This window comes from Xanthobacter nonsaccharivorans (assembly GCF_043194755.2).
Taxonomy (GTDB): domain Bacteria; phylum Pseudomonadota; class Alphaproteobacteria; order Rhizobiales; family Xanthobacteraceae; genus Xanthobacter; species Xanthobacter autotrophicus_G.
This window is the reverse complement of record NZ_CM195526.1, coordinates 1,176,354-1,196,969: the sequence shown is the minus strand read 5'-3', so window position 1 is coordinate 1,196,969 and position 20,616 is coordinate 1,176,354. Positions and strand designations below refer to the sequence as shown.

The following is a 20,616-nucleotide window of genomic DNA, read 5'->3' as shown; positions in this document are numbered from 1 at the left end:
GCGTCATGCGCCGGGTCACCGCTGGGCAAGAGGGCGAGAGGGATGATCGAACGTGCGATCGAATCGGTGCTGTTCCGCAGCCGCTGGATCATGGCGCCGTTTTACCTCGGCCTCGTCGTGTCCTTGCTGGTGCTGCTGTTCAAGTTCGGGGCCGAGGTGCTGCACTTCGTGCTCCACGTCCCGGCCGCGAGCGAGAGCGACGTCATCCTCGGCATCCTCGCGCTCGTGGACCTGACGCTCACCGGCAACCTCGTGCTCATCGTGATCTTCTCGGGCTACGAGAACTTCGTCTCCAAGATCGACCCGGAAGGCCATCCCGACTGGCCGGAGTGGATGACCCGGGTGGACTTCACCGGCCTCAAGCAGAAGCTGCTCGCCTCCATCGTGGCGATCTCGGCCATCCAGCTGCTGAAGGCGTTCATGAACCTCGACAAGGGCGGGATCAACGAGACGACGCTCATGTGGCTGGTCATCATCCACGTGGTGTTCGTGGGATCGAGCCTCGTGCTGGCATGGTCGGACAAGCTCTCCGCCAACAAGCACTGAGGTCCGGACACAGCTACCGCCCCGGCAGCACCAGCAGGGTCGGGACCTTCGGCAAGGTCTGGCGCGAGAAGGTAACGGTGGGCGAGGCCGCCTCCTCCACCTGCCGCTCCTTGCCGAGCCGCGCCAGGAAGCGGTCCAGCCCCCAGCGGCTGAAATAGTGCATGGGGATGACCACCGGCGCGTTGATGGCCTTCAGCGTCTCCACCATGCCGTCGAGGTCGAGGGTGTAGGAGCCGTCCACCGGCGCCAGCACCACGTCGATACGGCCGAGCACCTCCAGATGCTCGGGCGTCAGCAGGTGGTGGAGGTGGCCCAGATGGGCGATGCACACCCCGGCCACCTCGAACACGAACATGGAATTGCCGTCATATTCGGTGCCCGCGCCGTTGCGGATGTTGGTGGGCACATTGCGGATCCACACGTCATCCAGCGTCAGCTCGTGGTGCGCCGGGCCGCCGCCGGGGTTCCAGCCGCGCAGCACATAGGCGATGCGCGGGTCCGGATGGTCCGTGTAGTGGGTGTCGTGGGCGTGGTTCATGGTCACCACGCGGGGCAGCACCGGCGTGCCGATATAGTCGCTGTAGTCGGTGACGATGGTGACCCCGGCCGGGCTCTCGATCAGGAAGCTCGCATGGCCGAGGAAGGTCAGGCGCACCTCGCCGGTCGCCTCGGCGAAGCGCAGGAGCCCGATGCCGCGCGGCGGATCGAGGGCAGCGAGGCGCAGCGGCTTCGCCCCGGCCACCATGCGGGGGCACTTTTCCGGCGCGGCCCGCGCGCTGCCCAGCATGGCGAGCAGGCCCAGCGCAACCGCAAGGAGCCGCACGAGGGAGGCGACCACCGGGAGAACGCCCGGCGGGCAGGCACGGCCAGGGACAGGCATGATCCCGCTCCGGAAGGAAAGGACCAGATTGTGCCACCCCTCCTTCCGCTTGCAATCGCCGCGCCCCTCACGCCGGCGTGAGCCCCGCCCGGCAGATGACGCGACGGGGGGATGGAAGTTTGCCGCCAGTTCGCCGAAGGTGCGCGCGCCCGCAAGCCTTCCGCAAGGCGACAGGTGTCGAGCGGGCATCCGGGCCAAGGGGAGCTTCACAATGTCTTTCAACATGGTCATCGTTCAGCCGGCCGTGGCCCTCGTCGCAGGCGTCCTGATCCTGCTCTTTCCGCGCCTGCTGAACGTGCTCGTGGCCGTTTATCTCATCATCATCGGCATCACGGGCCTCATGGGCCACTGAAACCGGCCGGCCGCTGCGTGAGCCCGGGCACCGCCGCAAGACGAATGCGCTGTTGAAGCCTGTTGCGCTGCACGCTAAAGCATCAGCCCATTCCGACATCCCACCCACGGGGCCACAGGGATCTGCCACATGACGAAATGGGTCTACACCTTCGGCGACGGGAAGGCCGAGGGCAAAGCCGACATGAAGAACCTGCTCGGCGGCAAGGGCGCGAACCTCGCCGAGATGTCCAACCTCGGCCTGCCTGTCCCTCCCGGCTTCACCATCACCACCGAGGTGTGCACCTATTACTATCAACACGGCAACACCTACCCGGCTGAGTTGAAGGGCGAGGTGGAAGCGGCGCTGGCCCAGGTCGGCCAGCTGGCGGCCAAGTCGTTCGGCGATGCGGCCAACCCGCTGCTGGTCTCGGTGCGCTCGGGCGCCCGCGCCTCCATGCCGGGCATGATGGACACGGTGCTGAACCTCGGCCTCAACGACGAGACCGTGGAGGCGGTGGCCAAGCTCGCCGGTGACCGGCGCTTCGCCTTCGACAGCTACCGCCGCTTCATCACCATGTATTCCGACGTGGTGCTTGGCGTGAGCCACCACCATTTCGAGGAGATTCTGGAGCACTACAAGCTCCAGAAGGGCTTCACCCTCGACACCGAGCTCTCCGCCGACGACTGGGCCGCCCTGGTGGTCAAGTACAAGGAGAAGGTCAATGCCGAGCTCGGCAAGCCCTTCCCCCAGGACCCGCACGAGCAGCTGTGGGGCGCCATCGGCGCCGTGTTCTCGTCCTGGATGAACGCCCGCGCGATCACCTACCGTCGCCTGCACACCATTCCGGAGAGCTGGGGCACGGCGGTGAACGTGCAGTCCATGGTGTTCGGCAACATGGGCGAGACCTCGGCCACCGGCGTCGCCTTCACCCGCAACCCGTCCACCGGTGAGAACGCGCTTTATGGCGAGTTCCTGGTGAACGCCCAGGGCGAGGACGTGGTGGCGGGCATCCGCACCCCCCAGGACCTCACCGAGAAGGCGCGCATCGCCGCCGGCTCGGACAAGCCGTCCATGGAAAAGGCCCTGCCCGACGCCTTCAAGGAATTCGAGCGCATCTCCCACGTGCTCGAGAACCACTACCGTGACATGCAGGACCTCGAGTTCACGGTGGAGAAGGGCAAGCTCTGGATGCTCCAGACGCGCTCCGGCAAGCGCACCGCCAAGGCGGCCCTGCGCATCGCCGTGGAGCTTGCCGCCGAGGGCCTGATCACCGAGCAGGAGGCGGTCGGCCGTGTCGATCCCGCCGCCCTCGACCAGCTGCTGCACCCCGCCATCGACCCCAAGGCGGAGCGCAAGGTGATCGCCACCGGCCTGCCCGCCTCCCCGGGCGCGGCCGCCGGTGCCATCGTCTTCTCCGCCGACGAGGCCGAGGCGTGGAAGGAGCAGGGCCGCAAGGTCATCCTGGTGCGCGTGGAGACCTCGCCTGAGGACATCCACGGCATGCACGCCGCCCAGGGCATCCTCACCGCCCGCGGCGGCATGACCTCCCACGCCGCCGTGGTGGCGCGCGGCATGGGCAAGCCCTGCGTGTCCGGCGCCGGCGCCCTGCGCATCGACACCGCCGCCCAGACGCTGACGGTGAACGGCCAGACCTTCAAGAAGGGCGACCACATCACCATCGACGGTGGCACCGGCCAGGTGCTCGCCGGCGAGGTGGCGATGCTCCAGCCGGAGCTGTCGGGCGAGTTCGCGACCCTCATGGGCTGGGCCGACAAGGTGCGCAAGCTGAAGGTCCGCGCCAATGCCGAGACCCCGGCGGACGCCCGCATGGCCCGTTCGTTCGGCGCCGAGGGCATCGGCCTCTCGCGCACCGAGCACATGTTCTTCGACGCCGGCCGCATCCTCGCCGTGCGTGAGATGATCCTCTCCGACGACGAGACCGGCCGCCGCGCGGCGCTGGCCAAGCTGCTGCCCATGCAGCGCGACGACTTCGTCGAGCTGTTCGAGATCATGAAGGGCCTGCCGGTCACCATCCGCCTGCTCGACCCGCCGCTGCACGAGTTCCTCCCCCACACGGCGGAGGAGACCGCCGAGGTGGCCAAGAGCCTGGGCGTGGACGTGGAGCGCATCGAGCGGCGCAACAAGGAGCTGCATGAAGTGAACCCGATGCTCGGGTTCCGCGGCTGCCGCATCGCCATCGCCTTCCCCGAGATCGCGGAGATGCAGGCCCGCGCCATCTTCGAGGCGGCCGTCATCGCCGCCAAGAAGACCGGCGAGGCGGTGGTGCCCGAGGTGATGGTGCCCCTCATCGCCACCAAGGCCGAGTTCGACATCGTGGAGAAGGTCATCCGCGAAACCGCCGCGGCGGTGGAGAAGGAAACCGGCGCCAAGCTTACCTTCCAGGTGGGCACCATGATCGAGCTGCCCCGCGCCGCGCTGCGCGCCGAGGAGATCGCCAAGGGCGCCGAATTCTTCTCCTTCGGCACCAACGACCTCACGCAGACCTGCTTCGGCGTGTCCCGCGACGATGCCGGCACCTTCCTCGGCCCGTATGTGCAGAAGGGCATCATCGAGACCGACCCCTTCGTCTCCATCGACGTGGACGGCGTGGGCGAGCTGGTGAAGATCGGCGTGGAACGCGGCCGCAAGTCGCGTCCCAACATCAAGCTCGGCATCTGCGGCGAGCACGGCGGCGACCCGGCCTCCGTCGCCTTCTGCCACGAGGTCGGCCTCGACTACGTGTCCTGCTCGCCCTTCCGCGTGCCGATCGCCCGCCTCGCGGCGGCGCAGGCTGCGCTCAAGAAGTGAGCCCGGCGGCCCGCCGGGCCGCCCTCCCCCGCCTGGTGCGGGGGCATGGAACAGAAAAGGCCATCCGGCATCCCCGGATGGCCTTTTTCTTTGGTGCCGTGCCGGACATGCCGCCCGAGACATGCCGCGTTCGCAAAGCTGGACCGGAACCAGCTTGGCAGGTCCGCCGTTTTTCCTTGCGTCCGCCGTATGGCGGGCCAACGGGCGAGGCATGAAATGGACAACGCGGAAATCGGCTGGATCGCCGCCATCATCATCGGCGGCCTTGCCGGATGGATCGCCTCCAGCTTCATGAAGAGCGACACCGGCCTCTTCATGAATATCCTTCTCGGCATCATCGGCGCCGCCATCGCCAGCTTCCTGTTCGGGCTGCTGGGGGTGAGCTTCGGCGGGTGGCTCGGCTATCTGGTGGCCGGCATCGTCGGCGCCTGCATCCTCATCGGCGGCGCGCGGGCAGTCAGAAGCTAGAGCGCGCGCCGAAACCGCTCGGGAATCGAACCGGCCAGCCTGCATCGCAAGCCGGTCGGCTCATCCTTGCGCACGTTAAGAATGGGTCAAGTGATCCGATCAGGTTGCTTTGCAATCTGGTCGGCACATTCCCTGGAGCGCGATCCACCGATCATATAGAGACGCACCGCGGGGCCTCTGCGTCGGTGAATCACCTTCTGGCTTAGTGAACGACGGCGGCGTAACAGCCCATGGGGAGCCCTACGGACGGCTCGACAGGGGCGGATCCGGCTCTAGATATAGCCGCGCTGAATGTAGAAATCCCCGGACAGCAACACGTCCAGGAGCACCAGCCTGTCCCCCTCGATGCGGTAGGAACAGCCGAACGTGCCCTTCTGCTTGAGCCCCAGCGAGGGGCCGCGGAACTGGGCGACGATGACGAGGAGCTGGTCCGCCGGCACCTTCGGCTCGCCGGTGAAGAAGTCGGAGTAGCGCTTCAACATCATGATGCGGGCGCCGAGGACCGAGGGCGCGAAGGCGGTGGATTGCTCCATGTCCTTGATGCGCTCGAGCAGCCGGTCGCGGCAGGCCTCGGTGATGGCCGGCGTGAGCAGCTCCCCGCCCCGCACGGAGGCGCGCTCATAGGGCGCATCCCGCCTCCTGATGGCCTCCTCCGACGCGCAGCCCGAGAGCGCCAGCACAGCCGGCACCGCCAACCATCCCCTGACACGCATCACGCTCGCCCCTTCCCCAACCGCAGCGTGCGGCGGGAAAGGGTGTACAGCCACCCCCGGTCACAATCCAAGATAAAGTGACGTTGGGTTATTGCACTTATGCCAAAGGCCTGCGCGGCACCGGGCGAGGACCGGGGCCGATGGTATTATTGGATGAACCTGTTCCGCAGGCTCCCCAGCCCGTCGATCTCGATCACCACGTCGTTCTCCGGTTCCTTCATGGTGCCCACCCCCACCGAAGTGCCGCAGGCGATCAGGTCGCCAGGGTTGAGTGTCATGTCCTTGGACAGCAACGAGACGAGCCGTGCCGGCGGGAAGATCATGTCGGCCAGCGGATAGTTCTGCCGCTCCTGCCCGTTGAGGATGGTGCGCACCCGCGCCGCCGCCGGATCGAAATCGGTGGAGATCCACGGGCCGAACGGGCCATAGCCGTCGATGCCCTTGGCCCGCGCCCACTGCGGAAAGGTGGGGTCGCGATTGAGGATGTCGGCGGCGGTGATGTCGTTCACCACCGTGTAGCCGAAGATATGGGCGGCAGCCTCTTCCTCGGACACGTTGGTGGTGGGCTTGCCGATGACGATGCCCAGCTCGCCCTCGTACACCGTCTTGCCCTCATAGCCTGCCGGGCGGCGGACCACCGCGCCCGGGGCGGCAACCGAGGTGGTCGCCTTCAGCAGGTAGAGCGGCTCGGCGGGCTCAGTCACCTTCAGCTTGGCGGCGAGCTCGTGGAAGTTGTTCCACAGCGCCACGATCTTGGTGGGCGCGCAGGGCGCCTCCAGCGTCACGCCGGCGAGGGGCAGGTAGGCGCCGGTCGGGGCGGCGCCATTGAACATGCAGCCCTCGTGCACGGCGATGGTGTCGCCCTCCAGCGTGCCGAAGCCAGTCTTTCCGTCGGCGGCGAAGCGCAGCCAGGTGGTCATGGGGTGTTTCCTCTGGTGATTGTTGGGAGCGTTCGCACCCGGAGTTGGGGATCGACCCGCCCTCGTGCCTCGGCCGACTGAAACGAAGTGGAAGGAGAGCCGTGGCCCAGCGCGAGACGTCGCCGCAGGCGGCTTCATCTCGCAACGTCGCAGCTTCTGCCGGCTCCGCCGACTTTTCCCCTGGGCCCCGGATCAGCGCTCCGGCTGTCGCCGTCGCTTGTCCGGGGCGCGGGCCCCGCCCGTCAGCCCTTGAGGACCTCGACGAGGGTCTTGCCGAGGCGGGCCGGAGAGGGAGACACGCGGATGCCCGCCGCCTCCATGGCCGCGATCTTGTCCTCCGCGCCGCCCTTGCCGCCGGAGATGATCGCGCCCGCATGGCCCATGCGGCGGCCGGGAGGCGCCGTGCGGCCGGCGATGAAGCCCACCATCGGCTTCTTGCGCCCCTTCTTCGCCTCGTCGGCGATGAACTGCGCCGCCTCTTCCTCCGCCGAGCCGCCGATCTCGCCGATCATGATGATCGACGTGGTCTTCGGATCGGCCAGGAACATCTCCAGCACGTCGATGAACTCGGTCCCCTTCACCGGGTCGCCGCCGATGCCCACCGCCGACGTCTGCCCCAGGCCCTCCTGCGAGGTCTGGAACACCGCCTCGTAGGTCAGCGTGCCCGAGCGCGACACCACGCCCACCGAGCCCTTCTTGAAGATGTTCGCCGGCATGATGCCGATCTTCGACTCGCCCGCCGTCACGATGCCCGGGCAGTTCGGCCCGATCAGCCGCGACTTCGAACCCGACAGCGCCCGCTTCACCTTCACCATGTCCAGCACCGGAATGCCCTCGGTGATGCAGACGATGAGCGGGATCTCGGCGTCGATGGCTTCCAGGATGGCGTCGGCCGCCCCCGGAGGCGGCACGTAGATCACCGAGGCGTCGGCCCCGGTCTTCTCCTTCGCCTCGATCACGGTGTCGAACACCGGCAGGCCGAGGTGGGTGGAGCCGCCCTTGCCCGGCGAGGTGCCGCCGACCATCTTGGTCCCATAGATGATGGCCTGCTCGGCGTGGAACGTGCCGTTCTTGCCGGTGAAGCCCTGGGTGATGACCTTGGTGTTGGCGTCGATCAGCACGGACATCACGCAGCTTCCTTCTTCACAGCGGCCACGATCTTCTGCGCCGCATCATCCAGATCATCGGCCGGGATCACGTTCAGACCCGACTCCCGGATGATCTTCTTGCCCTCGTTCACATTGGTCCCGGCGAGGCGCACCACGAGGGGCACGGTCAGCCCCACCTGGCGGACCGCGGCGATGACCCCCTCCGCGATCACGTCGCAGCGCATGATGCCGCCGAAGATGTTGACCAGGATGCCCTCCACATTGGGATCGGCGGTGATGATCTTGAAGGCTGCCGTCACCTTGTCCTTGGTGGCGCCGCCGCCCACATCGAGGAAGTTCGCGGGCTCCATGCCGTAGAGCTTGATGATGTCCATGGTGGCCATGGCAAGGCCCGCGCCATTCACCATGCAGCCGATGGTGCCATCGAGCGCGATGTAGGAAAGATCATGACGCGAGGCCTCGATCTCCTTCGGGTCTTCTTCCGTCTCGTCGCGCAGCTGGGCCACGTCCGGATGACGGAAGAGAGCGTTGGAATCGAATCCCACCTTGGCGTCGAGGCAGACCAGGCGGCCATCCTTCGTCACCACCAGCGGGTTGATCTCCAGAAGGCTCATGTCCTTCTGCGTGAAGGCGCAATAGAGGCTCTGGGTGAGCGCCACCGCCTGCTTGCCCAGATCGCCGGCGAGGCCGAGGGCCTGCGCCACCTTGCGGCCGTGCAGAGGCTGGATGCCGGTGGCCGGGTCCACGGAGAAGGTCACGATCTTCTCAGGGGTGGAATGGGCCACCTCCTCGATGTCCATGCCACCCTCGGTGGACACCACGAAGGCGACGCGCGAGGTGGCCCGGTCCACCAGCATGGAGAGGTAGAACTCTTTGTCGATGGACGCGCCTTCCTCGACATAGAGGCGGTTCACCTGCTTGCCTTCCGGGCCGGTCTGCAAGGTCACGAGCGTGTTGCCGAGCATCTCGGCCGCGTTCGCCTTTACCTCGGCGGCGGTCTTCACCACGCGCACGCCACCCTTCGCCCCCTCGGGCAGTTCCTTGAACTGGCCCTTGCCGCGACCGCCGGCATGGATCTGCGCCTTCACCACGAAGGCGATGCCGCCGAGCGTCTTGGCCGCGGCTTCCGCCTCCTCCGGCGTGAAGGCGGGGAAACCGCGGGAGACCGGAGCGCCGAAGTCCTTGAGGATGGCTTTCGCCTGGTATTCGTGAATGTTCATCGGATCTCCTCCCTCGTCGATGGGCCACGTTTCGCCGCGGCTCCGGCGCGCCATTCGGACAGCACGCTCCGACTAAAGTCGAAGTGTGCACGCATTCCGCGGCGGGCACCAATGCGACACGGCGTCAATGGAGGCCTGGGCTGCGTTCCGCTCGCACCGGGCGCGCGGAAACCTCTCCAGGTCGTCGATACAAATCGCGTCCCGCACTCTGCCGGCATCCGGCTCGCGGGACGGCGCTCCAAGGCGTGACGCACTCGGCAGGGTCGTTTTCGGATCGTTCGCCAGCCCCCTCAGGGGCGGCGCTCAGCCGGCGGCCGGGACGCTCAGCATCCAGGCAAGGCCGGGCGGCGGGACATTTCGCCGGAGCTCCCCGAGCAGCCGGGGGCGCCACCCTGTCGGCGACAGGAGGAAACCGGCGAGCACCTCACAGGCTCGTTCAAAAGGATCCCCCGCCCACGGCCGGAAAGATGGGGGGCGCCACGGCGAGGCGTGCCCGCCGTGTGCCCTTCGCCCTGCTCCCCTCCCCCGCCGGGGAGGGGGCGAAGACCGGCAAAGCCGGATGCGTCAGACCACGCGGCCCTCGTGCATGGACTTGATCTGATCGGCCGAGTAGCCGAGCTCGGACAGCACCTCGTCCGTGTGCTCGCCCAGCAGCGGGGAGCCGGTGATCTCGACCGACATGTCGGAGAACTTGATGGGGCTGCCGACGGTCAGGTACTTGCCGCGCTGCTTGTGGTCCACCTCGACGATGGTGCCGCTCTCGCGCAGCGACTTGTCCTCGGCGATCTCCTTCATGGTGAGCACCGGCGCGCAGGGGATGTCGAACTTGCGCAGGATGTCCACCGCCTCGAACTTGGTCTTGTCGGCCAGCCACGCCTCGATCACGGCGAAGATGTCGAAGATCTTGTCCTGGCGGGCGCGGGCGGTGTTGTAGGCCGGATCGTTGATCCACTCCGGCTTGCCGATGGCTTCCGCCACCTTGGCCCAGGCCTGCTCCTGCACGGTGAAGTAGATGTAGGCGTTGGGATCGGTCTCCCAGCCCTTGCACTTCAGCACCCAGCCCGGCTGGCCGCCGCCGCCGGCGTTGCCGCCGCGCGGAACCACGTCGGAGAACGTGCCGTGCGGGTACTGGGGATATTCCTCCAGGTAGCCCACGCGGTCGAGGCGCTGCTGGTCGCGCAGCTTCACGCGGCACAGGTTGATGACGGCGTCCTGCATGGACACGGCCACCTTCTGGCCCTTGCCGGTCTTGTTGCGGGCGTGCAGCGCGGTGAGGATGCCGATGGCGAGGTGCATGCCGGTGTTCGAGTCGCCGAGCGCCGCCGCGGACACGGTGGGCGGGCCATCCCAGAAGCCGGTGGTGGAGGCCGCGCCGCCCGCGCACTGGGCGACGTTCTCGTACACCTTCAGGTCTTCATAGTGGTGGCCGTCGGAGAAGCCCTTCACCGAGGCGACGATCATGCCCGGATTGAGCTCGTTGATGCGCTCCCAGGAGAAGCCCATGCGGTCGAGCGCGCCGGGGCCGAAATTCTCCACCAGCACGTCGCTCTCCTTGATGAGCTTCGTGAGCACTTCCTTGCCCTCGGGGGTCTTGGTGTCGAGGGTGAGGGAGCGCTTGTTGGAGTTCAGCATAGTGAAGTAGAGCGCGTCGGCATTCGAGATGTCGCGCAGCTGGTTGCGCGTCACGTCGCCGGAGCCGGGGCGCTCCACCTTGATCACGTCCGCGCCGAACCAGGCGAGGAGCTGCGTGCACGCGGGCCCGGCCTGCACGTGCGTGAAATCGATGATCTTGATGCCTTCCAAAGGCTTGCCAGTCATTGTCGCGTTCCCTTTCAACAGTGCCTTCGAGATCGGTGCGAGAAGGGCCTTAGTGCCCGTCTTTCCCGAGAACCTTGCGGCCGCCGCGGTCGAGGACCGTCGGAAGGCCGCCCCCTGCCGGTTGCCCCGGCTATTGTGCTTGTGAACTCTCCTTCAACCGGGCCTCGAGCTCGCCGAGGCGTTTGCGAAGATCGCGCTCCTCCTTCCATCGCGCCGTCTCGTCGCGGATGACCGCGGCGATGTGGGTCGCCTGCCCTTCCGCCGAGGAGACGAGAGCGACCGTGAAGGCGATGGAGAGGGAATGGCCGTCCTTGTGGACGGCCGGCACGCGCAGGAGGCTCGTTCCGTAGCGGGTGATGCCGGTGCGCATGGTCTGGTGATAGCCGTCCCAGTGCCGCTGGCGCTGGCGCTCGGGGATGATGATGTCGAGCGACTGGCCAAGGGCCTCGCCCGGGGCGAAGCCGAACATGCGCTCGGCCGCCGGGTTCCAGAAGGTGATGGCGCCGGTGCTGTCGCAGACGACGATGGCGTCGCCGATGGCATCTAGCAGCTGAGCAAGATCTAGGGCCGTAGTCATGGAACCATTCTTTCCCGTAACCGTTTGAACCTCCCCGCCGGCCGCTGAGGACCGGCGGCAGGGGCGGCCCCTCAGGGCGCCGCCCGGAGGCGCTGGAGCTATTCGGCCGCCATCCGCGGCAGCGCGCCGAGCGCGCCGGACTGGCGCAACGTGGCGATCTGGTCGGGCGAGAAGCCGAGCACGTCGCCGAGCACCTCTTCCGTGTGCTCGCCGAGCAGCGGCGAGCGTTCCACCTCGACCTCGTTGTCGGACAGCTTGATGGGATTGCCGACGGTGAGGTACGTGCCGCGCACCGGGTGCTCCACCTCCACCAGCGTGCCGGTGGCGTAGAGCGACCTGTCCTCGGCGATCTCCTTCATGGAGAGGATCGGGCCGCAGGGAATGTCGTACCGGTTGAGGATCTCCATGGCCTCGAACTTGGTGTGGGCCATGGTCCACGCCTCGATGCGGGTGAAGATCTCGTTGAGGTGCGGCAGGCGCGCGGCCGGCGTCGCGTAGTTCGGGTCGGTCTTCCACTCCGGCTCGTGGATGACGTCGCAGATCTTCTCCCAGACCGGCCCCTGCGTGATGAAGTAGATGTAGGCGTTGGGATCGTGCTCCCAGCCCTTGCAGCGCAGGATGCGCCCCGGCTGGCCGCCACCGGAATCGTTGCCGGCGCGCGGAACCGTGTCGCCGAACGGCACGCCCTCGCCGAACTGGCTGTATTCCTTCAGCGGACCATGGGAGAGGCGCTGCTGGTCGCGCAACTTCACGCGGCACAGGTTCAGCACGCTGTCCTGCATGGCGCAGAGCACCTTCTGGCCGCGGCCGGTGTGCTCGCGCTGGAACAGGGCGGTGACAATGCCGAGCGCCAGGTGCAGGCCGGTGCCCGAATCGCCGATCTGCGCGGCGCTCACCATGGGCAGGCCGTCGCGGAAGCCGGTGGTGGAGGCGGCGCCGCCCGCGCACTGGGCGACGTTCTCATACACCTTGCAATCCTCGAACGGGCCGGGACCGAACCCCTTCACCGAGGCGAGGATGAGGCGCGGATTAATGGCGGACAGGCGCTCCCAGGTGAGGCCCATGCGGTCGAGCGCGCCGGGCGCGAAATTCTCCACCAGCACGTCGCACTTCTTCACCAGATCCTCGAGGACGGCCTTGCCATCCTTGTTCTTGGTGTCGAGCGTGATGGAGCGCTTGTTGGAATTGAGCATGGTGAAATAGAGGCTGTCGGCGTCCGGCACGTCGCGCAGCTGGCCACGCGTCACGTCACCTTCACCCGGCCGCTCCACCTTGATCACATCCGCGCCGAACCAGGCGAGGAGCTGGGTGCAGCTCGGCCCGGATTGCACGTGGGTGAAGTCCAGGATGCGGACTCCCTCTAATGCCTTGCCCATTTCGTCCTCACTCCGGCAGGATTTTGCCGTTCTGTTTCTCGTTCCCGGTTTCACATTTATTGTTGTTGTGCTTGTCGGGCTTGGGCGGACGGGATGTCTCCCGGCCGCCGGTCTTGTCTCAGATCGAAGCGGTCACTTCTTTTTCTTGACCACGCTCTGCGGGTTGAGCGAGCCGATGTTGCCGCTCTCGGAGCCCGCCGCCGGGTCGATGACCGCGTTGATGAGGGTAGGCTTGCCGCTGTCCATGGCAGCGCTCACCGCACGATAGAGCTCGTCCGGGGAGGTGACGTTCACACCCACCCCGCCGAAGGCTTCCATCATCTTGTCGTAGCGGGCGCCGGGCACGAACACGGTGGTGCCGGGATCGCGGCCCGTGGGATCGGTGTCGGTGCCGCGGTAGATGCCGTTGTTGTTGAAGATGACGATGGTGACCGGCAGGCCGTAGCGGCAGATGGTCTCCACCTCCATGCCGGAGAAGCCGAAGGCGCTGTCGCCTTCCACCGCCAGCACGGGCTTGCCCGTCTCCACCGCCGCGCCGACGGCGAAGCCCATGCCGATGCCCATCACGCCCCAGGTGCCCACGTCCAGGCGCTTGCGCGGCTGGTACATGTCGATGATGCCGCGGGCGAGGTCGAGGGTGTTGGCGCCCTCGTTGACCAGGATCGCGTCGGGCCGCTCCTTGACCACGTTCTTCAGCGCGCCGAGCGCCGAGTGGAAGTTCATGGGCACGGAATTCTGAAGGAGCTTCGGCGCCATCTTGGCGATGTTGGCGTCCTTCTTGGAGCGGATGGACTCCACCCACTCGGCCGGCGGCGCCTGCCAGCTGCCGTCGATGCGGGCGTTGAGCGCCGCCACGACGGAGCCGATGTCACCCACCAGCGGCGCGGCGATCTCCACGTTGGAGTCCATCTCGCGGGGCTCGATGTCCACCTGGATGAACTTCTTGGAGAAGGGCTCGCCCCAGGTCTTGCCCTTGCCGTGGGAGAGCAGCCAGTTGAGGCGCGCGCCGATGAGCAGCACCACGTCCGAATCCTTGAGCGCGGTGGAGCGCGCCGCGCCGGCGGACTGGGGATGCGTATCCGGCAGGAGACCCTTGGCCATGGACATGGGCAGGAAGGGGATGCCGCTCTTCTCGACGAGGGTGCGGATCTCCTCGTCCGCCTGGGCGTAGGCCGCACCCTTGCCGAGGACGATGAGCGGCTTCTTCGCGCCCTTCAGCAGGTCGATGGCGCGATCCACCGCGGACGGGGCCGGGATCTGCGCCGGGGCGGGATCGATCACCTTCACGAGGGAGCGCGCGCCCTCCGCAGCGTCCACCACCTGGGAGAAGAGCTTGGCCGGCAGGTCGAGATAGACGCCGCCCGGACGGCCGGACACCGCCGCGCGAATGGCCCGCGCCACGCCGATGCCGATGTCCTGCGCGTGCAGCACGCGGAAGGCGGCCTTGCAGAGGGGCTTGGCGATGGCGAGCTGGTCCATCTCCTCGTAGTCGCCCTGCTGCAGGTCGACGATCTCACGCTCCGAGGAGCCCGAGATGAGGATCATCGGGAAGCAGTTGGTGGTGGCGTTCGCGAGGGCGGTCAGGCCGTTGAGGAAGCCCGGGGCGGACACGGTGAGGCAGATGCCCGGCTTCTTGGTGAGGAAGCCCGCAATCGCCGCCGCGTTGCCGGCATTCTGCTCGTGACGGAAGGAGATGACGCGGATCCCCTCCTCCTGGGCCATGCGGCCGAGGTCGGTGATCGGGATGCCGGGGACGCCGTAGATCGTCTCGATGCCGTTCAGCTTCAGGGCATCGATGACGAGGTGGAAGCCGTCGGTGAGCTCGCGCTCCGCCTCGCCGGCGGCGTCGAGATGCACCACGTTGTCTTCGATCTTGGTCTTTTCCGCCGTAGCCATAGAGGCGTCTCCTTGCTGTGTCGTCCCGGTTCGGCCTGTGGTCGGCCTATTCGGGGAAGACACCGTGCCGTTCCACATGGGCCGCGAGGCCCATGGTGTGTTCCCGCACCAGGCGCTCGGCGAGATCTGGGTCCCGTCTCTCGAGCGCGTCGATGATCGCCATGTGTTCCCGCATGGAGATTTCGAACCGGTTCTCCTGCCGCACCGACACCGCGCGGATGGCGCGCATGTGCAGGAACAGGTTCCCGGTCATGTCCACGATCAGCCGGCACCCGCCCATGCGGATCACGGCCTGATGGAAGGCGATGTTCGCCTCCGAATATTCGTGCATGTGCGCGGCTGGAGGCTGGGCCTCGAATTCGTTGAACAGCCGGCGCAGGCCGGCGATGTCCTCGTCGCAGGCATGGGTCGCGGCAAGGCGCGCCGCCATGCTCTCGAGGGCCGCCCAGACGACGATGAGATCGAGGATCTCCCGCTTCGTCTTGCGCACCACGAAAATGCCCCGGCGCGGCACGGAGCGCACGAAGCCCTCCTGCTCCAGCACCGTCATGGCCTCGCGGATCGGGGTCCGCGACACGCCCAGGGTCTCGGACAGCTGGCGCTCGTCCAGCCGGAATTCCGCGGTCGACCCGTAGATGTCCATCTGCGTGATCGCCCGCTTGAGCGCCTCGTAGGCCAGCATGCGCAGGCTCGAGGCCGCCTCCAGCGGCTCCACGTTCAGCTTCGGCGGGTCGGTGAGCTGATGCATGGGCTGATGCACGACCTCGGGTTCCTCTCCCTGGAAATGGCCACCTTCTGACGAGGGGTCCATTGCCGTGAAATACTGTATACGGTGTCCATAACGCCAAAGCAATGGCGTGATCGAGGAATTCTGTTGCGCGGCGCAGCATGACCCAAGGGACAGCAAGGCCCGGGACGGCGCCGGAAGGCAGCCGCCCGCCCCTTCGGCGGGCGGCTGCGGGGCCCGGACAGGGGGCGGCGCGATGGCCGCCCCCTGCGCATCGACGTGATGGCTCCAGCCGCCGGCATCACTCCGCGGCAGCGGGCTTCACCGGCTTGAGGCGGGCGAGGAGCAGGGAGATGAGCGGCCACGCCAGCATCACCAGAGCGAGGGTGACGATGGAGCCCACCAGCGGGTTGGACCAGAAGATGGACAGGTGGCCCTGGGAAACCAGCATGGCCTGCCGGAACGAGGATTCGGCCATGTCGCCCAGCACCAGGGCCAGCACCAGCGGCGCCAGCGGATACTGCAGCTTCTTGAACAGGTAGCCGATCACGCCGAAGATCAGCATCACCGCGATGTCGAGCCCGGCATTGTGCACCGTGTAGGCGCCCACCGCGCAGATCACCAGGATGATGGGCGCGATGACGCTGAACGGAATGCGCAGGATGGCCGCGAAGATCGGCACCGTGGTGAGCACCACGATCAGCCCGGCGATGTTGCCGAGGTAGATCGAGGCGATGAGGCCCCACACGAAGTCCTTCTGCTCCACGAACAGCAGCGGTCCCGGCTGGAGGCCCCAGATGAGCAGGCCGCCCAGCAGCACCGCCGCCGTGGGCGAGCCGGGGATGCCCAGCGTCAGCATGGGCAGCAGCGCCGAGGTGCCGGCGGCATGGGCCGCCACTTCCGGCATCACCACGCCTTCCAGCTCGCCCTTACCGAAGTTGCGCCCGTTCTTCGAGAACTTCTTGGCGAGGCCGTAGCTCATGAAGGAGGCGGGCGTGGCGCCGCCGGGCGTGACGCCCATCCAGCAGCCGACGATGGCCGAGCGCAGGCAGCCGATCCAGTATTTCGGCAGCTTGGCCCAGGTCTCGAACACCACCTTCGGATTGATGGCGGCGCTCTTGCCCTTGAAGGCGAGGCCCTCCTCCATGGTGAGCAGGATCTCGCCCACGCCGAACAGGCCGATGACCGCCACCAGGAAGTCGAAGCCGCGCAGCAGCTCCACCGAGCCGAAGGTCATGCGCAGCTGGCCCGTCACCGTGTCGATGCCCACCGCCGCGAGGGCGAAGCCCAGCATCATGGCGGCGATCACCTTGGCCGGCGGCTCGCGCCCCATGCCCACGAAGGCGCAGAAGGTGAGCAGGTAGACCGCGAAGAATTCGGCTGGACCGAATTGCAGGGCGAACTTGGCGATCACCGGCGCGAGGAAGGTGATGAGCAGCACCGCGAAGAAGGCGCCGATGAAGGATCCGGTGAAGGCCCCGGTCAGGGCCTCGCCCGCCTTCCCCTTCTGGGCCATGGGATGCCCGTCGAAGGTGGTGGCCACGCTCCATGGCTCGCCGGGAATGTTGAACAGGATGGAGGTGATGGCGCCGCCGAACAGCGCTCCCCAATAGATGGAGGAGAGCATGATGATGGCCGACACCGGCGTCATGGAGAAGGTGAGCGGCAGGAGGATGGCGACGCCGTTGGCGCCGCCGAGCCCCGGCAGCACGCCGATGAGGACGCCGAGCGTGATGCCGACGAACATGTAGACGATGTTCATGGGGTCGGCGAGGACGCCGAACCCTCCGATGAGTGACGTGAGCGCTTCCACGGGGTCCTCCGTTGCGCCTCCACGACCGGCTTCTCGCGGCGGTCTTCAGGGGCGGCGCGTTGCTCGATGTTCGGGTGTGGCTGGCGAGGGCCGGCGGAGGCCCTCGACCGGAGGAGAACGCGCGACCGTACCGGGCCGGATCGGCACGCGGGTCGGCGGCGTGCTCGGGAAGCGTCGCGGCTGAGCCTGCGCGCCTCGCTCTGTCTTGCTGCGGCGTGGCGGCCAGCCCCTTTCCTGAGGGAGGAGCCGCGGACGCAACGCATTCTCTTTCTTCACGTGCAAAGGCTGGCGGCGGGCCGCCTTCCCGGCGTGTCCTCAGGCCGGGGCGCGATCCCGCGGGACGGCGCCTGCGGCCGCCATCAATAGCCGAGCGCCGTCTCGAGCGGCCCCTTGGGCAGCGGCACCAGGAACCAGACCTCGAACATCATGAACAGCATCAGCGGCACGCCGATGGCGACGGGAATGATCTTCGCCAGCGGGTATTTGCCGAGCCACCACATGAAGAAGGCGATGAAGATGGCGGACGCCACATAGATCCCCAGAAGGAAGATCAGGCCCACATAGACCGTCGTCGGCACGAGGACCTGCAGCACCGAATAAAGCTGCGAGCGATCCACGAAGTTTCCGAGGTCGGGATGGCGCGTCACCAGGTTCTGCACCAGCGTGGCGGTGCTGGCGATGAACAGGATGAGGCCCACGTAGAACGGAAAGTAGCCCGCCTGCGGCCCGTCGTCGGCCCAGCGCGCGCCGATGCGCCAGCTGTCCGACATCACGAGGGCCGCAAGCCCCATGAAGAGCGCCGCCACCACCAGGTCCATGGTGCGGTTGGTGACGGTCTTCTCATTGTGTGCGGTATGTCCGGAATGTCCGGTCTCGCTGCTCATGACCTTGCTCCTCCCACGGCTGGAAAGACGTTGCGCAAGCCCGCCGCGCGGGGGGAGACGTCGCCGGGACCGACGGCGCCTCCGCCTCGCCCGGCCGCCTTACTTGGCGACGAAGCCCGCCTTCTCCATGAGATCCTTGTGGGTGGTCTCGGCCTTGCCGAGCCAGGCGGCATATTCGGGGCCGGTCAGCGCCGTGGTGTTGAAGGCGCCCTTCTGCATGAACTCCTGCCACTCGGGCGTCGCGCGCACCTTCCTGAACAGCTCGACGAAATAGTCGACCTGATCCTTCGAGGCGCCCGGCGGCATGAAGATGCCGCGCAGCATCAGGTATTCGATGTCGAGGCCGGCTTCCTTGCAGGTGGGAATGTCGCCCCACGACTTGCCGTTGGTGACGGGCTCCTTGTAGGGCAGGCGCTTGTCATCGAAGACGCACAGCGGCTTCAGTTCGCCCGCCCGCCACTGGGACACCGCCTCGATGGGGTTGTTGACGGAGGCGGTGACATGCCCGCCCACCAGCTGCGCGGCCACGTCGCCGCCGCCCTTGTAGGGAACGTAGATGAACTTCGCGCCGGTCTTCTGCTCGATGGCGGCGGTGATGATCTGGTCTTCCTGCTTGGAGCCGGTGCCGCCCATCTTGAACAGCTGGTCGCCTGAGGCGGCCTTGAGGGCCGCAAGGAAGCCCTTCACGTCGTCATAGGGCGCCTTGGCGTTCACCCACAGGACGAACTCGTCGAGCGCCAGCATGGACACCGGCGTCATGTCCTTCCAGGAGAAGGGCACGCCGGTGGCGAGCGGGGTGGTGAAGAGGTTGGAAAGAGAAATGATGATCTTGTGAGGGTTCCGATTCGATCCCTTCACGTCGAGGAAGCCTTCGGCGCCGGCACCACCGGACTTGTTGATGACGACGAGCGGCTGGGCCATCAGGTTGTTCTTCTGAACGATGCCCTGAATCATTCGCGCCATCTGGTCGGCGCCACCGCCGGTGCCGGCGGGGACGATGAACTCTACGGTCTTCGTGGGTTCCCAAGCCTGGGCCCCCATCGGCGACAGGGCAGCCGCGACGGCGAGCGCAGCCACACTTCTCCTGAAAATCCTGGCGATTGCCAAATGCATGGTCGGCGTCCTCCCGGGATCGTCCGCATTGATTGTTTTTGCGGATCGTGACCTAACTTATTGCTTTATTTGGCACTTTTTCCGCTTACGTTACGGCGGCTCGGAAAGAGTATAACGCATGCCAAAGCTGTCAATGGAATTTTCAATTCCGCATTACGTGCTTTGCATTCCATATTATTGTATTATGTATGCCAATACTACCGCAGCGCACCATCCTTCAGACGCAGGCGCGCCTGTCGGGCGGAAAATCCGGAGGCAGGTGTGGGACGGCCGGCCCAATCCGCCGGAACAGCCCGCGGCGGACAAGCTCTTGTTACGGAAGGCGGCTCGGACGATGGAGAGGCAAGACCCGGCCGCGCCGGGCGCTTCCCGCGCTATCGGTAGGGCGCGTAGTCCTGCGGCAGCGTTTCGTCCGCACCGCAATAAAGCCGGGTCATCTGCTCGGCCGCAGCGGCGACGCGCCGGCCCAGCCGCTGGATGCGGTCCTCGCTCATGCGCACGGCGGGAGCGGAAACAGACACCGCACCCACCGGCTCGCGCCATTCGTTGAGGATCGCTGCCGCCACCGCCCGCATGCCCGGGGCATGCTCCTCTCGATCCACCGCGAAGCCGCGCTCCAGGATGCCCGCCACATCATCCATCAGCGCCCGCTCCTCCCGGTGGGTGGCGGTGGTGAAGGGCTCGTAGCGGACCTGCGCGAGGCACGCCCCGCGGAACGAGGGGCTCGCCGCCGCCAGCACCGCCTTGCCCGCCGCCGTCGCATGCAGGGGAAGCCGCGCGCCCAGGCGGAAGAAAGCGCGCACGGGGGCATGCGCCTCCGCCTGGGCCACCACCACCAGCTCCATGGCGTCGAACATGGCGAGGTTGATGGTCTCGTCGGTCTCGTGGAGCAGGCGGCGAATCACCGGGCGGCCGATGTCCGGCAGCTTGCGGATGCGCAGATAAGCGGAGCCGATGCGGAACAGGCCCAGCCCCACGGTCCAGAGGCCGGTGGATTGGTCGTGGTTCACCAGCTGGCGTTTCTCCAGCGTGGTCAGGAGCCGGTGCACCGTGGAAACCGGCAGCTCGGCACGGCGCGCGATCTCGGCCAGGGCCATCCCGTCCGCATCCGCCACCACCCGGAGCAGGGCGATGGCGCGGTCGAGCGACTGAACTTCCGTCCCGCCCTCCGAGGCGGCACCGGAAGCGGGACGCCCCCGGCGCCGGGGCGCGACTTCGGTCTCTGGCATCTGCAGCTCCTGTCCGCGGGGCCCCTCACCGCAGGGGCACCGGCCGGTCCACGTTAGCCGTCCGGCAGGCGGCGTCCAGCCTGTGACAAATTTTCCGCTTTATGGAATTAATTTCCAACAATAGGATTGGCGCCATGTTTCATGCATGACCTCGGTTGCGTCCGCCAATCTGGCATACATAATAC

General features: G+C 67.0%; 18 protein-coding genes. 4 read left to right on the top strand and 14 right to left on the bottom strand.

Going from position 1 to position 20,616, the window contains the following annotated elements:
• Positions 1-42 precede the first annotated feature (42 nt).
• On the top strand, positions 43-546 hold the full coding sequence (locus tag V5F59_RS05470) for a TIGR00645 family protein (protein ID WP_393983119.1): 504 nt from the start codon (positions 43-45) through the stop codon (positions 544-546).
• A 13-nt stretch (positions 547-559) separates the two neighbouring features.
• On the opposite strand, the gene V5F59_RS05465 is transcribed toward V5F59_RS05470, so the two are convergent.
• Positions 560-1,426 (bottom strand): MBL fold metallo-hydrolase, encoded by an 867-nt coding sequence (locus V5F59_RS05465; protein ID WP_393983118.1) that lies wholly within the window; start codon positions 1,424-1,426, stop codon positions 560-562.
• A gap of 211 nt (positions 1,427-1,637) precedes the next feature.
• On the opposite strand from V5F59_RS05465, the gene V5F59_RS05460 reads away from it, so the two are divergent.
• The 3 genes from V5F59_RS05460 (at position 1,638) to V5F59_RS05450 (ending at position 5,036) form a co-directional block, all read left to right on the top strand.
• Complete coding sequence (locus V5F59_RS05460) at positions 1,638-1,778, top strand: DUF3096 domain-containing protein (protein ID WP_393983117.1); 141 nt, start codon at positions 1,638-1,640, stop codon at positions 1,776-1,778.
• A 129-nt stretch (positions 1,779-1,907) separates the two neighbouring features.
• Entirely contained in the window at positions 1,908-4,568 is a 2,661-nt protein-coding gene (gene ppdK, locus V5F59_RS05455; RefSeq protein WP_393983116.1) for a pyruvate, phosphate dikinase, read from the top strand.
• A 216-nt stretch (positions 4,569-4,784) separates the two neighbouring features.
• On the top strand, positions 4,785-5,036 hold the full coding sequence (locus tag V5F59_RS05450; protein ID WP_393983115.1) for a GlsB/YeaQ/YmgE family stress response membrane protein: 252 nt from the start codon (positions 4,785-4,787) through the stop codon (positions 5,034-5,036).
• Between the two features lie 272 nt (positions 5,037-5,308).
• Here the strand turns inward: V5F59_RS05450 and V5F59_RS05445 are convergent, their stop codons facing one another.
• The 13 genes from V5F59_RS05445 to V5F59_RS05385 form a co-directional block, all read right to left on the bottom strand.
• Complete coding sequence (locus V5F59_RS05445; RefSeq protein ID WP_393983114.1) at positions 5,309-5,749, bottom strand: hypothetical protein; 441 nt, start codon at positions 5,747-5,749, stop codon at positions 5,309-5,311.
• Between the two features lie 146 nt (positions 5,750-5,895).
• Positions 5,896-6,669, bottom strand: a complete 774-nt coding sequence (locus V5F59_RS05440) for a fumarylacetoacetate hydrolase family protein (RefSeq protein WP_393983113.1) — start codon at positions 6,667-6,669, stop codon at positions 5,896-5,898.
• Between the two features lie 242 nt (positions 6,670-6,911).
• A complete protein-coding gene (gene sucD / locus V5F59_RS05435; protein ID WP_509211125.1) occupies positions 6,912-7,796 on the bottom strand; it encodes a succinate--CoA ligase subunit alpha in 885 nt (294 codons plus the stop codon).
• Positions 7,796-8,998: an ADP-forming succinate--CoA ligase subunit beta gene (gene sucC / locus V5F59_RS05430; RefSeq protein WP_509211189.1), complete on the bottom strand. Its 1,203-nt coding sequence runs from the start codon at positions 8,996-8,998 to the stop codon at positions 7,796-7,798. Before sucC ends, sucD begins: the two co-directional genes overlap by 1 nt.
• Before the next feature lie 564 nt (positions 8,999-9,562).
• Entirely contained in the window at positions 9,563-10,816 is a 1,254-nt protein-coding gene (frc, locus tag V5F59_RS05425) for a formyl-CoA transferase (protein ID WP_393979780.1), read from the bottom strand.
• 130 nt (positions 10,817-10,946) lie between these two features.
• A complete protein-coding gene (locus V5F59_RS05420) occupies positions 10,947-11,393 on the bottom strand; it encodes a PAS domain S-box protein (RefSeq protein ID WP_393979782.1) in 447 nt (148 codons plus the stop codon).
• 98 nt (positions 11,394-11,491) lie between these two features.
• Positions 11,492-12,769, bottom strand: coding sequence for a formyl-CoA transferase (frc, locus tag V5F59_RS05415; RefSeq protein WP_393979784.1), 1,278 nt, complete (start codon positions 12,767-12,769; stop codon positions 11,492-11,494).
• Positions 12,770-12,901: 132 nt separating this feature from the next.
• A complete protein-coding gene (oxc, locus tag V5F59_RS05410; RefSeq protein ID WP_393979786.1) occupies positions 12,902-14,665 on the bottom strand; it encodes an oxalyl-CoA decarboxylase in 1,764 nt (587 codons plus the stop codon).
• 46 nt (positions 14,666-14,711) lie between these two features.
• Complete coding sequence (locus V5F59_RS05405; RefSeq protein ID WP_393980422.1) at positions 14,712-15,413, bottom strand: GntR family transcriptional regulator; 702 nt, start codon at positions 15,411-15,413, stop codon at positions 14,712-14,714.
• 280 nt (positions 15,414-15,693) lie between these two features.
• Positions 15,694-17,205 carry a tripartite tricarboxylate transporter permease gene (locus V5F59_RS05400; RefSeq protein ID WP_393979788.1) on the bottom strand — a complete coding sequence of 504 codons (1,512 nt, stop codon included), beginning with the start codon at positions 17,203-17,205 and terminating at the stop codon, positions 15,694-15,696.
• 359 nt (positions 17,206-17,564) lie between these two features.
• Entirely contained in the window at positions 17,565-18,089 is a 525-nt protein-coding gene (locus tag V5F59_RS05395; RefSeq protein WP_393979790.1) for a tripartite tricarboxylate transporter TctB family protein, read from the bottom strand.
• A gap of 99 nt (positions 18,090-18,188) precedes the next feature.
• Positions 18,189-19,202, bottom strand: coding sequence for a Bug family tripartite tricarboxylate transporter substrate binding protein (locus V5F59_RS05390; RefSeq protein WP_393979792.1), 1,014 nt, complete (start codon positions 19,200-19,202; stop codon positions 18,189-18,191).
• 374 nt (positions 19,203-19,576) lie between these two features.
• Positions 19,577-20,431 (bottom strand): IclR family transcriptional regulator, encoded by an 855-nt coding sequence (locus V5F59_RS05385; RefSeq protein WP_393979794.1) that lies wholly within the window; start codon positions 20,429-20,431, stop codon positions 19,577-19,579.
• Positions 20,432-20,616: the final 185 nt, after the last annotated feature.